Origin of the sequence: Pseudomonas sp. CFBP13508, from assembly GCF_005233515.1 — a bacterium.
Classification (GTDB): Bacteria; Pseudomonadota; Gammaproteobacteria; order Pseudomonadales; family Pseudomonadaceae; genus Aquipseudomonas; species Aquipseudomonas mercuritolerans.
On the sequence record NZ_QFZZ01000001.1, the window covers coordinates 532,850 to 547,487 of the forward strand.

The 14,638-nt window shown below is 61.6% G+C and carries 11 protein-coding genes; all 11 read right to left on the reverse strand.

Going from position 1 to position 14,638, the window contains the following annotated elements; genetic code table 11:
* Positions 1-297: 297 nt before the first annotated feature.
* The gene (locus PspCFBP13508_RS02375; RefSeq protein ID WP_056786852.1) at positions 298-1,080 is read right to left on the reverse strand and encodes an endonuclease/exonuclease/phosphatase family protein; all 783 of its coding nucleotides are present in this window, start codon (positions 1,078-1,080) and stop codon (positions 298-300) included.
* Between the two features lie 197 nt (positions 1,081-1,277).
* Positions 1,278-2,036, reverse strand: a complete 759-nt coding sequence (locus PspCFBP13508_RS02380; RefSeq protein WP_016774638.1) for a PIG-L family deacetylase — start codon at positions 2,034-2,036, stop codon at positions 1,278-1,280.
* A 151-nt stretch (positions 2,037-2,187) separates the two neighbouring features.
* The gene (locus PspCFBP13508_RS02385; RefSeq protein ID WP_137213524.1) at positions 2,188-2,874 is read right to left on the reverse strand and encodes a glycosyltransferase; all 687 of its coding nucleotides are present in this window, start codon (positions 2,872-2,874) and stop codon (positions 2,188-2,190) included.
* Positions 2,871-3,470, reverse strand: coding sequence for an SAM-dependent methyltransferase (locus PspCFBP13508_RS02390; protein WP_056785814.1), 600 nt, complete (start codon positions 3,468-3,470; stop codon positions 2,871-2,873). The genes PspCFBP13508_RS02385 and PspCFBP13508_RS02390 overlap by 4 nt, the downstream gene beginning before the upstream one ends.
* Positions 3,467-4,225 carry a PIG-L family deacetylase gene (locus PspCFBP13508_RS02395; protein ID WP_137213525.1) on the reverse strand — a complete coding sequence of 253 codons (759 nt, stop codon included), beginning with the start codon at positions 4,223-4,225 and terminating at the stop codon, positions 3,467-3,469. Before PspCFBP13508_RS02395 ends, PspCFBP13508_RS02390 begins: the two co-directional genes overlap by 4 nt.
* Positions 4,222-5,220, reverse strand: a complete 999-nt coding sequence (locus tag PspCFBP13508_RS02400) for an acyl-CoA dehydrogenase (RefSeq protein WP_137213526.1) — start codon at positions 5,218-5,220, stop codon at positions 4,222-4,224. The genes PspCFBP13508_RS02395 and PspCFBP13508_RS02400 overlap by 4 nt, the downstream gene beginning before the upstream one ends.
* Position 5,221: 1 nt before the next feature.
* Complete coding sequence (gene glgX, locus PspCFBP13508_RS02405) at positions 5,222-7,381, reverse strand: glycogen debranching protein GlgX (RefSeq protein WP_137213527.1); 2,160 nt, start codon at positions 7,379-7,381, stop codon at positions 5,222-5,224.
* 239 nt (positions 7,382-7,620) lie between these two features.
* Positions 7,621-7,959, reverse strand: coding sequence for a DUF2934 domain-containing protein (locus tag PspCFBP13508_RS02415; RefSeq protein ID WP_137213528.1), 339 nt, complete (start codon positions 7,957-7,959; stop codon positions 7,621-7,623).
* 21 nt (positions 7,960-7,980) lie between these two features.
* On the reverse strand, positions 7,981-10,755 hold the full coding sequence (locus PspCFBP13508_RS02420) for a malto-oligosyltrehalose synthase (protein WP_137213529.1): 2,775 nt from the start codon (positions 10,753-10,755) through the stop codon (positions 7,981-7,983).
* A complete protein-coding gene (gene malQ / locus PspCFBP13508_RS02425; RefSeq protein WP_137213530.1) occupies positions 10,752-12,830 on the reverse strand; it encodes a 4-alpha-glucanotransferase in 2,079 nt (692 codons plus the stop codon). Before malQ ends, PspCFBP13508_RS02420 begins: the two co-directional genes overlap by 4 nt.
* Positions 12,827-14,629 (reverse strand): malto-oligosyltrehalose trehalohydrolase, encoded by a 1,803-nt coding sequence (gene treZ / locus PspCFBP13508_RS02430; RefSeq protein ID WP_137213531.1) that lies wholly within the window; start codon positions 14,627-14,629, stop codon positions 12,827-12,829. The genes malQ and treZ overlap by 4 nt, the downstream gene beginning before the upstream one ends.
* Between the last annotated feature and the right edge of the window lie 9 nt (positions 14,630-14,638).

Below are 14,638 nucleotides of genomic sequence, written 5' to 3' on the forward strand. Positions count from 1 at the left end.
GGCGAACCGCGGCTGCTCGATTTCGCGAGTGCCGGAAGGTCAGCCCCAGTAGTGATTCCGGGGGTAGTAAGGTAGAGATAAGAAGAGTGATGCCTGCGCGTCAAGAAAATGCACGATGAATGGTGCACTTAAATCGGCCTTTGCAAGCGTTTGTTTTTCTGCACATAACTAAGTGTTTGTTTGCATGGAAAAACGCTTGTAAGGCAGGCTGCTGACGGTTTTTTGCCGCCGACGAAAGGTCTTTCCTAGCGTCAGTTGCCGGGAAGGCCTGTCATTTAATTGCTGTCAAAAATGCACTTACAGATGCACTTCGACCGCCAGCGGGAGGTGATCGGAAAGATGCGTCCACGGCTTGTTGCCAAGAATGCGTGGGTCGTGGCTGCTGGCATTGCGCAAGTAGATCCGGTCAAGCCTCAGCAAGGGAAACCGCGCGGGATAGGTTTTCGCCGGGCGCCCATGATGGCGCTCAAAGGCTTCATGCAGATAATCGCGACGGGCGAGGGCGGCGTTGCCTTGCAACTGCCAGTCATTGAAATCGCCGGCGATGATCACCGGCGCATCGTCGGGTAGAGATTCAAGCAGCTGACAGAGCAGTTGCAACTGCAATTGCCGATGGCTTTCCAGCAGACTCAAATGCACACAGATTGCATGCACCTCGGCATGCCCGGGCACATCAAGAATGCAGTGCAACAGCCCGCGCCGTTCAGGCCCGGTGATCGACACGTCGAGGTTGCGATATTCGCGGATCGGGTATTTCGACAGCAGCGCGTTGCCGTGGTGGCCATCCGGGTAAACGGCGTTGCGCCCGTAGGCAAAATCGCTCCACATACTGTCGGCGAGAAATTCGTATTGCGAGGTCTGCGGCCAGTCGTTGTAGCGACTGGAATGGCGTTCGTGCTCACCCACCACTTCCTGCAGAAACACCAGATCGGCCGAGGTACTGCGCATCGCTTCGCGCAGTTCCGGGAGAACGAACCGCCGATTCAGTGCGGTGAAGCCCTTGTGGGTGTTGACCGTGAGTACCCGCAGGCGATGAATGACTGGCGCGTCGACCACTTGACGCTTGGGATCGCTGGACACGTTCACTCCTCTGAATTGGGCATGCCTGTTCATGCGACTGGTCTGAGGGGGTGGCAGTTCCTTCCGATGATTCACTGCTGGGCTAATGTGGGAGCGAGCCTGCTCGCGAAGACTTCATCACATTCAATACATCTGACACATGACACACCGCTTTCGCGAGCAGGCTCGCTCCCACAGGTATGTTGAGCTTCCGCCGTTCAGAAGAAGACAATTTCATACGGCAAGCGCATCCGCTCCAGCAGCACCGGTGGCAGCAGCGGGGCGATGCCGATGGCCGGTTCGCCCTTGAGCTGGCTGGCGTAAGCGTGGGTGGCGTGGCTCTTGCGCGCGACCGTCCAGGTATCAAGGCGCAGCTTGCGCGCGCGTTCCCAGGGAATCATTTGCTGCTCGCGCTCCGGCCAGTGCCAGGCCCACACCGGCACATCGTGGTAGGTCGCCCCGGCCTTCTGCGCCGCGTCGAAACTGGCCCGGCCAACCACTTCATGATCCGGCGGGCCATCCTTGCGCCAAGTGCTGAACACCACATCGCCCGGGCGTAGATAACGACCAATGAATTCTGTCAGTTGGCTTTGTTGATCACTCAGGGCGTTGTCGGTAAACCCGCCGCGCACCCATTTCAGGCTGTGCATCGGCAGGCCGAGGCGGCGCAGGGCTTCGACGCTTTCCTGCGGACGAAACACGCTCAGGCGTTGTTCCGACCATTGGCGCGAGCCAGGGTGGCTGGCGCTACCGTCGGTAATCGAGAGCAATTGCAGGGGATGGCCAAGGCTGGAGAGCAATTGCAGCAGACCGCCGCAAGTGACCACTTCGTCGCCCGGATGCGGGGCGATGACCACGGCGCGGGCGCCGGCGGGTACCAGGCTGTGGGTGTTGATGACGGGAATATTGTCGAGTTGCGGCGCGCTGTTCCAGATCTGTGCCGGCAGGCCGTGTTCGTTGAGCAATGACGATTTCATGAGTGCGACGTCCTTGTGGTATCTCGCCCTCAGTCGTGAGCAGCCAACGCTGATCGCGGCCCGTGAAGGCAAATGAATAGCAACGGTGCAGTGCTCCAACCCTTGGATTACTGCGAGGCAGAGTATTGCTCAAGACAGCCGATTCGTCGCGTCACAGATCCATCTGATCCGTAATTTTTTTTTCCAGCTGTGCCAGATTGCGCAGAAAGTCACCGAACCCGCCCTTGGCCCGACTATCGAGACGGGCGCTGGTGTGCACTTGCGGACGGTGACTCCAGGCGATATTGGCGCCGCTGCGCTCCAGCGCACGCACCAGTTGCACATCCTCGTCACAGGTCAGCGACTTGAAACCGCCGGCCAGACGATAAGCCTCGGCGCTGACACCGAGGTTGGCGCCGTGAATGTGTCGATGCCCCTCACGGGCCTGATAATGGCGGTGATAGCGAATCTGCGCCGCCTCATCGATCGATTCGTGCCAGTGTTCGACCGTTACCGTGCCGCACACTGCGTCAGCCTCCAGCCCCAGTTGCGCCGCCAGCCAGTCATCGGCGACGCGGCTGTCGGCGTCGGTGCAGGCGATCCAGCGGGCACCGCGCTCGAGCAGCAGGCGCGCACCGGTGGCGCGGGCTTCGCCAACGTTGCGTGCATCGATCTGCAAGCTGAGCACTGGATAAGCGCTGACGATCTGCGCCGAGCCATCGCTGCAACTGTCGAGCACGACCAGTATTTCCACCGGCTCGCCGGCCAGTTGTGCATGCTGGCTGGCACGCAACGCTGCACGCAGGCATTCATCAAGCAGCGCCTCTTCGTTGTGCGCCGGAATCACGATACCAATCAACGCAAGCCCTCCAGGGCCGCCACCGAGCGTGGCTCGCGGCTCCACAGTTCAAGAATGAAATCCGCTTCCTGATGCAGCACCAGACGCGGCAAAGCCAACTGATCGTGGATCTGATCGTGGACCTGACGCGCATTCAGCGGGCAGCCCTCGATCGGCGGGCGCCAGTGGCAGGCCAGCAATTGGCCGTCGGCGGTCAGTGACTCACTGATCCGGCGGATCATTTCTGTCAGATCTTTTTCGTCGAGGTAGTAGCCGATTTCGCTGAATACGATCAGGTCGAATTTTTCCTCGGGCCAGTCAGCCGGAAGGCGGCCCTGACGGACTTCGGCATGCTCGAACACGCTCAAGCGCGTACGCGCCAGCTTCACCGCCGCGCTCGCCGTGTCGCAGCACAACAGGCGGTCGCAGCGCGGAGCCAGCTCTGCACTCAGTTCGCCGTTGGCGCAGCCCGGTTCGAAAACCGACCTGTAGCGCGGACGGGGCAGGGCGGCGAGGGTGATCGCTCGCTTGCGCTGTTCGTACCAACGCTGGCGGAACGCCCATGGGTCGTCATTGCCCGCGAACAGGCCGTCGAAATAGCGGTCATCGACGCTCACAGGAACACCACTTCAAAAGGTTGCAGCAAACGATCGAGCACATAGGGCGCGAGCACCGGCCCGAGGCCGACGTCGCGGTCGCCTTCCAACTGGCTGGCGAACGCGTGCGCTGCGTGGCGTTTTCGTGCGATGTGCGTCGGTGAAAGGAGGATCTTGCGCGCACGCTCCCATGGCACTGTGGCGTCTTCCGGGGTTGCCCAGTGCCAGGTCCAGACCGGAAGTTCATGGCAGGTCGCACCAACGCGTCGCGCCGCTTCGACACTGGCGCGGCCGACGGCCTCGTGATCGCTGTGGCCGTCCTGGCGCCAGGTAGTGAAAACCACATCACTGGCGTGCAGATACCCGGCGATGAATTCGCTCAATTCGGTTTCCTGCGCCGCCACTTGGGTGTCGGTAAAACCGCCGCGCAGCCATTTCAGGCTATGCATCGGCAGACCGAGGCGCCGCAAGGCTTCGGCAGACTCCTGCGGACGCACCACACTCAAACGCTCGACTGTCCAGCGCTGCGAGCCGGGGTGACTGGCGCTGCCATCGGTGACCGAGATCAACTGCAATGGACGTCCGGCTGCCGCCAGCAACTGCATGATGCCGCCGCAACCGAGCACTTCGTCATCCGGGTGCGGCGCGATGATCACCGCTCGCGAGCCCAGCGGTACCAAGTCAAGAATATCGATGGCCGGCAGCTCGGCCAGACGCCGCGAAGCCTGCCATTGCTGCAATGAAGTGCCCTGGCCAACGATCGGGTTGGCTTTCATAACGCCCAGACCTCGCAGGACTGACCGGCAATCTGCTGGCCCAATGCAGCAAGGTCGCGTTCAGCGTGACTCTGGCGCAGAAACACCGGCAGGTCGGCGCTCAACCGGGCGAAATGCCGATCCTGACAAAACGGCCCGGCACCCAGCGCGCGACCTACTTCGCGCATCACCTGTTCAGCAGACTGTTCAACCACGGCGCGGGCGCGGCGGGCGAGCAATTCAGCGTCGGCCTCGGGCTGCGCATCGATTTGCAGCGCGCTGAAGCGCAACACATCGGCTGCCGCTTGCAGTGCTGTGTCAGTCGCACCGAGATGGGCGAGGGCGTGCGGTTCATCGCGTTGCGCGCAATGCTGACGCAGCCCTTCGGCAATCCGTCGTGAAGCGCCATACCAGCAAGCGGCGATACCGATCCCGCCCTGCCAGAACCCCGGCCGGTGCAGATAATCACCGGGGTTGCCAATGGCCTGCGCTTCGGCGTTGTCGAACAGCACTTCAACGCTGCCGGTCGCCGCCATGCCCACCGCTTGCCAGCCTTGATCGGTGATGGTCACGCCAGGTTGATCGAGTGCGACTGCAACCAATTGCTGCTGACCGTCCGCGTCCCACGCGGTGAGCAAGGCGTGGCTGAGCACCGCAGCGCCAGAGCACCAGGCCTTGCGCCCGTTCAGCGCCACCATGTGCCCGGCCGGCGTGACTTTCACCCGTGCCTGCGGCGGTTCGGCGGCCCACATGCCCCACGTGCTGCCGGGCGTTGGCGTACCGCCCAATTGCTCGATGATCGCCAGCGCATCCGTGTGGCCTTCATAGAGTTTGCACAGGCCTAAATCATGTCCGCCGACTTCCGAAAGACGCTGAAAGCGCTCTAGGGTGTGACCGCTGCCGGGCAACGGCAAGCGGTCGAGGCCGGCCTCGACCATTGCCCGCAGGCAACGGCCGAGGGCATTGGTGTCGGCGTAATCTGGCGGACGGCGGGCCAGATAATGTTGAAAGTCCATATCAATCTTCTTCGTCACGTTGCAGTTCGAACAACAGCAACGAGCGCCCGGTCACCGAGTATTCATTGCCGAAGTCGAAGCGTTCCTGGCCGCGAATCGACGGTTGATTGGTGTCGATCATGCAGGTCCAGAAGCCACCGTCCGGCACTTCCGGCAGGGTGAAGTTGACGATGTCGTGGTGCGCGTTGACCACTAGCAACAGGGTCGCATCGGCACCTTTGCGGCGGATGCCGGTTTCCTGCGCGCGACCATCGAGGAGCATGCCCAGGCAGCGATTGTGCGCATCGTGCCAGTGCTCGGTGGTCATCTCGGTAGCGTCCGGTGCCAGCCAGGTCACGTCCTTGACGCCGATGTCTTCGTTGTATTCGCCGACCAGGAAGCGTCCGCGACGCAGGATCGGATAAGTCAGGCGCAGCTTGATCAGGCGTTTGACGAACTTGAGCAGGGCCTTGCCGTCCTCGCTCAGGTCCCAGTTGACCCAACCAATCTCGCTGTCCTGGCAATAGGCGTTGTTGTTGCCGTCCTGGGTGCGGGCGAACTCGTCACCGGCAACGATCATCGGTGTGCCTTGGGCCAGCAGCAGAGTGGCGAAGAAATTGCGCATCTGCCGATGGCGCAGGGCATTGATTTCCGGATCGTCGGTCGGGCCTTCGACGCCGTGGTTCCAGGACAGGTTGTTGTTACTGCCGTCCTGGTTGTTCTCGTCGTTGGCTTCGTTGTGCTTGTCGTTGTACGAGACCAGATCGTTGAGGGTGAAACCGTCGTGGGCGGTGATGAAGTTCACCGACGAATACGGCCGGCGCCCGCGCTGGTTGAACATCTCGCCGGAAGCGGTCATGCGGCTGGCGAAATCGGCAAGCTGAGCGTCGTCACCTTTCCAGAACGCACGCACGGTGTCGCGGAACTTGTCGTTCCACTCAACCCAGCCCGGCGGAAAGTTGCCGACCTGATAACCGCCGGGGCCGCAGTCCCACGGCTCAGCGATCATTTTCACCTGACGCAGCACCGGGTCCTGACGGCAGGCGACGAGGAAGCTGTGGCGCTCGTCGAAACCATCGTGGTAGCGGCCAAGAATGGTTGCCAGGTCGAAGCGGAAACCGTCAACGTGCATCTCACTGGCCCAGTAGCGCAGGGAGTCGGTGACCATTTGCAGCACGCATGGGTGACTCAGGTCCAGGGTGTTACCGGTGCCGGAGTCGTTGATGTAGTAGCGCTTGTCGTCGGGCATCAAGCGGTAGTAGGAGGCGTTGTCGATACCGCGCATCGACAGGGTCGGGCCTTGCTCGTTGCCTTCGGCGGTGTGGTTGTAGACCACGTCGAGTATGACTTCGAGATTGGCATCGTGCAGATGCGCGACCATTTCCTTGAATTCGGCAATCTTGCCACTGGCAAGATAACGCGGGTCCGGGGCGAAGAACGCGATGCTGTTGTAGCCCCAGTAGTTGGTCATGCCCTTTTGCAGCAGATGCTGATCGTTGACGAAAGCATGGATCGGCAGCAGTTCGACAGAAGACACGCCGAGCTTGCGAATGTGCTCGAGCACGTCGTCGACCATCAGACCGCCGAAAGTGCCACGCAGGTTTTCCGGCACCGACGGGTGCCGCATGCTGATGCCGCGCACATGGGTTTCATAAATGATGGTCTTGTCCCACGGCACGCTGACGCGATGGTCGTTGCCCCAGGTGTGCGCCGGGTCGATGACCTTGCACTTGGGGACGAATGGCGCGCTGTCACGCTCGTCGAAACTGAGGTCGGCGTCGGGGTGGCCGATGGTGTAGCCGAACAGTGCTTCCGACCATTTCAGCTCGCCGACCAACTGCTTGGCGTACGGGTCGATCAGCAGTTTGTTGTGGTTGAAGCGGTGACCATTGGCCGGGTCATAAGGACCATAAACGCGGTAGCCGTAGATCAAGCCAGGATGCGCATCGGGCAGGTAGCCGTGGTAAATCTCATCGGTGTATTCCGGCAGCTCGATGCGTTCGAGCTCGACCTCGCCGGCATCGTCGAAAATGCACAGCTCGACCTTGGTGGCGTTGGCGGAAAACAGAGCAAAGTTCACCCCCAGACCATCCCAGGTCGCACCGAGCGGGAAGGGCAGGCCTTCACGGATTCTCGACGGCTCGGCGTGCGCAGCGGGTTCGGCTTTCTTTGGACGGGTCATGATTGCTCCTGCAAAAAAACGGGACAGTTCGGGCAATGAGATTTCCTGGTGGGAGCGAGCCTGCTCGCGAAAGCGTCGGTACATTCGACATTTTCACCAACTGACCTAGCGCTTTCGCGAGCAGGCTCGCTCCCACAGGGTTGTGTGTTTTTCCCAATAAGGGACTTTCTTCAGGGCGCAAGAACCCCTTGTGGCGAGCATGCTCGCCACACAGTCATTCAGTTCAAAAATGGATCGGGTCAGTTCGCCGGAGGCTTCTTCGCTGCTCGCGGCTTTTTCTCGGCAGCCTTTTCGCCCGGCGGGACTACTTTAGGCGTGGCCGCTGGCTTGGCCTTCGCTGCCGGTTTGGCTTTCGCGGCAGCCGGTGTCTTGCCGTCGGTGCTCTTCGCTGCTGCCGTTGTGGTCTTGCCAGCAACCTTGCTGCCAGCCGCTTTCGGTGGCTTCTTGGGTGCCAGCGCTTCGGCCTCGGCCAGCTTGCGCGCCATTTCCCAATGACGTTCTTCGTGGCCTTCAGGTTTCCCTTCCGATTCCCAAATCTGATAGGCGAATTCGCGAATGCGTTTATCGTCGGTGCTCATCGCAATGCTCCTGAACTGAACTCATGCTTGTGTTAAGTGTTGGATAAAGAGATTGACCGGGACATCCCCCAGCGCTTCGCTGACATTCAGCTCCCTGTTTGCTGTGACTACGCTGCTGGCAAAAAGTCCCTTCGGGTTTGTATCCGCACCGGCAGACGGTAGAACCACCCGCGTATCGCCCCAGTGCAGCGCATCGACCTGCGGCACGGCACTGTTTTCCAGCAACGTTGCGCAGCGCACCGGCACCACCACAATGGCCCGCACGCCCTCGTGTTCACGCGCGAATGCCAGCACGTTGTGCGCCTGGCTGCCCAGCACTTCCAATGGCTGGTAATCACCACGACGGAACAGCTCGCTGTGTTCCTTGCGCAGGTTCAACACCTCACTGATCAGCGCCTGTTTGATGCGCCCGTCACGCCAGTCCTTGAGCAGTTCGGTACCCGGCACGGATGCCTGCAACGCTTGCTCGCGGGCGGCGTAATCCACCGGGCGGCGGTTGTCCGGATCGACCAGACTGAAATCCCAGTACTCGTTGCCCTGGTACAGATCCGGCACACCCGGCACGGTCATGCGCAGCAAGGTTTGCGCCAGCCCGTTGAGCGCGCCGGCAGCGGCGATGCTGTTGACGGTCTTGCTCAGCGCCGCACGCAGCAACTCGCCTTCTTCACCGGTCAGGAGTTTTTCCGTGAAAGCCTGTGCTGCGTTTTCATAAGCTTCGTTCGGCGCGCTCCAGCTGCTTTGCAGCTTGGCTTCACGCAGGGCTTTCTGCTGCCATTGCCAGATGCGCTTGGCGTAATCGGCGAAACCGGCCTTGTCGTCGTCCCGCAGATCCAGCGGCCAGCTACCGAGCAACGCTTGGTACAGAATCAGTTCGTCACCAGCGGAAGGCGCGTCATCTTCGATACGTACCGGGCGGGCGAGGGCGCGCCACAGTTCAACCTGATCGGCGTACCAATGGCTGCGTTCACTGAGAACGGCCAGCCGTGCGCGAGTGTCTTCGCCCCGCTTGTGGTCGTGGGTCGCGGTGGCCAGCAGATTGTCGGGAAACTCCGCCATGCGCCGCTGATTGACCTCATGAAACTCGCTGACCGGCGCGCTGAATTGCTCGGTGTTGTAACCGACATCATTGCGCGACAGCAGCACCGCCGAGCGATACAGCGCGGTGTCTTCCACGGCTTTGGCAGCTGCCGGCGAAGTCAGTTGCTGGAAACGCACGCAGGCATGCTTGAGGATCTTGCGCGAGCGCCCCCGTGGCTTGCGGCGCCAAGGCGTGCCGCCGAGCCAGCTGGCGACCGAGTCGAGCACTGGCCAATCGGCTTCGCTGAGGGTTTGCCGCGCACCGTCCATGGCGTGCTGGAAAATCGCTTCGTCCGGCTCGGAACGGCCCATGGCGCTGATGTAAGTGCGATAAACCGGGAAGTGCACGATCAACGCGTGGAGCACGCGGCGAATCGCGCCCAAGGTCAGGTCGCGGGTCATCAGGTCATCCCGCGCGACTTGATGCAGGGCCTGAGCGACACTTTCGAAGTCGCTGGCCAGCGAGCCGTTGAGGATCTGCTGGCGGGCCAGTTGCGCTTCTTCCATGAACGCAGCCGGGCGCTCGGTGCGGCGCTGCCAGAGTTCGCCGAGCACATGTTCGCCGTCCGGGTCGTGTTGCAGCAGCGACAGCTGATTCATGAATTCGTAGCCGGTGGTGCCGTCGACGCTCCAGTCGCGGCGCAGGGTTTCGCCCTCACCAAGGATCTTTTCGACATAGATGGGCAGATGACGTCCCGGTGCCAAGTGATCGAGACGCCGACGCAGTTTGCGGCAGTAACCACGCGGATCGGCGAGGCCGTCGATGTGGTCGATGCGCAAGCCGTCGACCAGACCTTCTTCGACTAATTGGAAGATTTTGCCGTGGGTCGCTTCGAACACCGCCGGACGCTCGACGCGCAGGCCGCCAAGCTCGTTGATGTCGAAGAAGCGCCGCCAGTTGATGTCGTCCGCCGCCGTGCGCCAACTGGCCAGGCGATAGCTTTGCCGTTCCAGCAGTTCGTGAAGCTTGTGAAAGCCTTCCTCGGTGGTGGAATCGTACTGTGCGAGGCTGCCTTCGATAGTCGCCAGAACACGCGGATCGCTCGCCAGCTCGCGCAGCTCCTGCTTGAGCGGCATCGCCAGCGAATGTGCGTCGGTCTGGTAGCTGAGTGTGCTGAAGCGATCTGCCAGAGATTTCAGCGTGTCGTCGGACTTGAGCAGTTCGCCATAGTTGTTCGGGCAGATCGGGAAGTGGTGGTCGTAATGTTCGACATAGAAACTGCCAGTCTGCGCATTGAACTTGAGCTTGAGCGTACCTTCCTGCAACGCCACGCCGTAGTCGCTACCAAGAAACGGCAACAACAACTGACCTTCCATCAACGGATCGGGCGAGTGCCACTGAATGTCGAAGAACTCGCCGTACGGGCTCAGGCGTCCCCATTCCAGCAGGTCAAGCCACCACGGGTTGTCGTTGCCGCCGACGGCCATGTGGTTGGAAACGATGTCGAGGATCAGGCCCATGTTGTGTTCGCGCAGGGTGCTGACCAGTTGGCGCAATGCCGGCTCGCCGCCCAGCTCAGGGTTGACCTGGGTCGGGTCGACCACGTCGTAGCCATGCATGGAACCGGCGCGGGCTGCCAGCAGGGGCGAGGCATAGATATGGCTGATGCCGAGTCGGGCAAAGTACGGCACCAGTGGCACCGCTTGTTCGAGGGTAAAACCTTTATGAAACTGCAGGCGCAAGGTGGCGCGCAGTGGCTGGATTTGCTGTTGGTTCATTGGTCACGCTCAGAGGCTTGAAGGCGCGCGCAGGCCAGCAGTTCCAGGCGGCGGGCGGCATCGGGGCCGTCCAGCAACGCTTCGCTGGGACCGGGTAAACGTCGCGACCAGTTCGGATGTGAATCGGTGGTGCCAGGCAGATTCGGCTGCTCGTCGATACCCAGGGCATCTTCCAGCGGCAGCAGCACCAGCGGCGCGCGGGTGTGGCCGAGAAAACGCACACTGGCATCGACCACTTGATCGGCTTCGTGGGACTCTTCGCGGAAGTTCTGCGGATCCTGGCGCAGCGCATCGCGCAGGCCTTCGCGTTCACGCTCACGATGCCGACGCCAGTCGATTTCGCCGTTGGCATCGACCAGACCGAGGCGTGCATTCCAGTCGATGTCACGACCATGCCACCAACCATTAAGTGTCGGCAGGTCATGGGTGCTGGTGGTCGCCAGGGCATCATCCGGCCAGTCGAGAATCGGTTTGAAGCGGGTGTTGTCCTGTTCGAACAACAATACGCGCATGCCCAGAATCGAACGCGCGGCGAGTTTTTCCCGCAGGCCTTCCGGTACCGTGCCGAGGTCTTCACCGAGCACAATGGCCTGATGCCGATGGGATTCCAGGGTCAGCAGGCGCAACATGTCGTCGAACGGGTAATACAGATAGGCGCCATCGGCCGGAGCGGCGCCGTTGGGAATCACCCACAGGCGTTGCAGGCCCATGACATGGTCGATGCGCAAGCCACCGGCGTGGGCGAAGTTGGCGCGCAGCATGTCGATGAAGGCACGGAAACCGTTGCGGATCAGCCCTTCCGGCGAGAACGCGGAAATGCCCCAGCCCTGGCCGCTGCGATTGAGGATATCCGGCGGTGCGCCTACGGTCAGCGAGGCGAGCAATTCGTCCTGGAAACTCCAGGCCTGACTGCCAGCACCGTCAGCACCGACGGCGAGGTCGGCGATCAGACCGATGCCCATGCCGGCACTGCGCGCGGCAGTCTGTGCGCGCTCAAGGCAGCGATGGATCAGCCATTGGCAGAAGGCGAAATAGCCGATGCGCTCGGCGTATTCCTCGGCAAACGCGCCCAGCGCCGCGCCGCGCGGGTCGTGCCAGTGCTCCGGCCATTCGCGCCAGTCGAGGCTTTCGCCACGGGCGGCGCGCATTTCCTGAATGGCTTCAAAGCGGCAATGGTTTTCCAGCGCTTCGCCACCGGCATGGCGGAAACTGGCGAAGTCGGCGTGCAGCGGATGCTCACCAGCAACGAAGCCGTCATATAAAGCTTGCAGCAGTTTCTGCTTGGCTTCGGCAGCGGTCGGCCAGTCGATCAGCTTGAGATTTTCCAGCTGCTCGAACTGCGCGGCCAGGCCACTGGCATCAATTGCATCACGCAACGCGCGTTCGCCGAGAATGCTCCCCGGCGCGGCATACAGTGAATTGAGAAACAAACGGCTGGACGGCGAATAAGGGCTGTAGCGGCCATTGTCTGCGCTGAACATCGCGTGCATCGGACTGATCGCCAGCGCATCGGCGCCACGTTCGCCCGCGACACGAACCAGTTCCTCCAGCGCCTGGGTGTCGCCAAAACCACCGTCACCCGGACGGCGCAGCGAATACAACTGGGCGCTCAGACCCCAGGCGCGCGGGATCGGGCTATCGACCGCATCGGCGACGCTGAAGCAGCGTTCAGGCGCCACGGCGAGCGTGAAATACTGATCGGCGATATGCACTTGCTGGTAACCGACCGGAACCAAGCCGGGCAACATGGCTTCGTTGTCCAGCTTCAGGTTCATCTGCGAGCCGTCTTCAAGATGGATTTCGCAGGGGGTTTCCGGTGAGAAATAGCGACTAAGGTCGAGGGCGACGCCCACGTCGCAGGTCAGCAGGGGTGGCAAATGGCGGTCTTGCTGGACTTCTTGCAATTCCAGCAGGCTGGCATCGATTTCTTGCGCGGTGCTGGCGGGGTGGCCGAGTCCGATCAGGACATTGCGCAACACAGCAGGAGCGACTTTTTGCTGACGCCCGTTGGCGTCGATCCAGTCGACGGCAAGGCCGGCTCGACTGGCGAGTATTTCCAGTTGCGCATCGCTCATAGGCGCTCTCCATCCAGGGGGTGCAAAAGGGGTGCGGCCGTGAGGCTGACGAGCGCGGTGTACGCCGGCAGTTGGTTCGGGTCCGACAGTTCGACTGCGGCTGGCTGTTGAAACAACCACTCGGTATCAGTCTGTGCAGGGTTGACCACTGGCGTGTCACTGAGGTTCAGGTCAATTCGCAGCTCACTGCCGTTGCCCAGCCGCCAGCGTGCGCTGACCGCGCCATGGCCGAGCATTTGCGCGCCCAACGCTTGAGTTCCGGAGAGGTGGGGAATGATGTACTGGTGACGCAACTTCAGCAGTTGCCGGTAGAGCTCTTGCGTCTCCTGTTGTAACGGCGTGCCACTGCCAACCAGTTGTGGCTGCGAGGCGCGGAAGGTTTCTTCGGCATTCGGATCGGGGATCTGTTCGCGCTTGTGCGGATCGGTAAAGGCACTGAATGCGGCGAACTCGTTGCGCCGGCCTTCTCGCACCAGCTCTGCCAGTTCACCGTGGTGGCTGGTAAAAAACAGGAACGGTTGCTCGGCGGCAAACTCGTCGCCCATGAACATCAACGGAATCATCGGCGACAGCAGCAACAACACCGTCGCCGCCTGCACCGCACGTGGGTCGGCAAGCTGATGCAGACGTTCGCCAAACGCGCGGTTGCCGATCTGGTCATGGTTCTGCAGGAACAGCACGAAGGCGGTGGAGGGCAGATGTTCGCTCGGCTCGCCGCGAGGTTCGCCATGGCGAGTGATGTGGCCCTGGAACACGAAGCCCTGACTCAGACAGCGCACCAGTTGCTCGGTGGGCTGCGCGGCATAGTCGGCGTAATAGGCGTCGGTTTCGCCGGTCAGCAGCACGTGCAAAGCGTTATGGCCGTCATCGTTCCACTGCGCGTCGTAGTCGGTCTCAAGCAGGCTCGACTGGTTCAGCTCGTTCTCGACAGTCAGCCAGACGTGCCGGGTCGGGTCGATCTGCTGGCGAATGCGCCGGGCCAGATCGCTGAGGAAGTCCGGGTCTTCAATTGCGTGTACCGCGTCGAGGCGCAGGCCGTCGAAACGGTATTCGAGCAGCCACATCAGCGCGTTTTCAATGAAGAACTCGCGCACTTCCGGGCGACGGAAGTCGATCGCCGCGCCCCAAGGCGTGTGCTTGTCCTCGCGGAAAAAACCCTTGGCGTAACGATGCAGATAGTTGCCATCCGGGCCGAAGTGGTTGTAGACGACGTCGAGAATCACCGCCAGGCCATGGCCGTGGGCGGTGTCGATCAGGTGTTTGAGTTGTTCCGGTGTGCCGTAGGAGGCTTGCGGTGCATAGGGCAGTACGCCGTCATAGCCCCAGTTGCGATCACCGGGGAATTGCGCCAGCGGCATCAGTTCGATGGCGGTGATGCCCAGCGCCACCAGCCGCGCCAGATGCTGTTCGACTTCGGCAAAACCACCGAGCGCACCGACGTGCAGCTCGTAAATCACCGCTTCACTCCACGGCCGACCATTCCAGGTCGTGTGCCGCCATTGGTAGGCATGGGGATCGACCACCACACTGTGGCGGTCGAGGTCACCATCCTGCGCTCTGGAGGCCGGGTCCGGCACCTCCAGTTCGCCATCGATGCAGTAACGGTAGCGACTGCCCGCCGGGCAATTGGCCTTGATTACAAACCAACCGTCGCCCTGAGGCAGCATGGGCAACGATTTTCCATCTTCCAGTTCCACACTGACGTAGAACGCGTCAGGCGCCCACAACGCAAATTGCGTGTGCTCGGCATCCAGCATGATCGCGCCGTGGGGCCAGGTTTCTTGGGTCCTTGACGGCATTTTCTGCAA

Bases quoted from the DNA above. Each gene is read 5' to 3' on its own strand.
- PspCFBP13508_RS02380 (WP_016774638.1), bottom strand. From the start codon at position 2,036: ATGAAATCGTCATTGCTCAACGAACACGGCCTGCCGGCACAGATCTGG.
- PspCFBP13508_RS02395 (WP_137213525.1), bottom strand. From the start codon at position 4,225: ATGAAAGCCAACCCGATCGTTGGCCAGGGCACTTCATTGCAGCAATGG.
- PspCFBP13508_RS02400 (WP_137213526.1), bottom strand. From the start codon at position 5,220: ATGGACTTTCAACATTATCTGGCCCGCCGTCCGCCAGATTACGCCGAC.
- glgX (WP_137213527.1), bottom strand. From the start codon at position 7,381: ATGACCCGTCCAAAGAAAGCCGAACCCGCTGCGCACGCCGAGCCGTCG.
- PspCFBP13508_RS02415 (WP_137213528.1), bottom strand. From the start codon at position 7,959: ATGAGCACCGACGATAAACGCATTCGCGAATTCGCCTATCAGATTTGG.
- PspCFBP13508_RS02420 (WP_137213529.1), bottom strand. From the start codon at position 10,755: ATGAACCAACAGCAAATCCAGCCACTGCGCGCCACCTTGCGCCTGCAG.
- malQ (WP_137213530.1), bottom strand. From the start codon at position 12,830: ATGAGCGATGCGCAACTGGAAATACTCGCCAGTCGAGCCGGCCTTGCC.
- treZ (WP_137213531.1), bottom strand. From the start codon at position 14,629: ATGCCGTCAAGGACCCAAGAAACCTGGCCCCACGGCGCGATCATGCTG.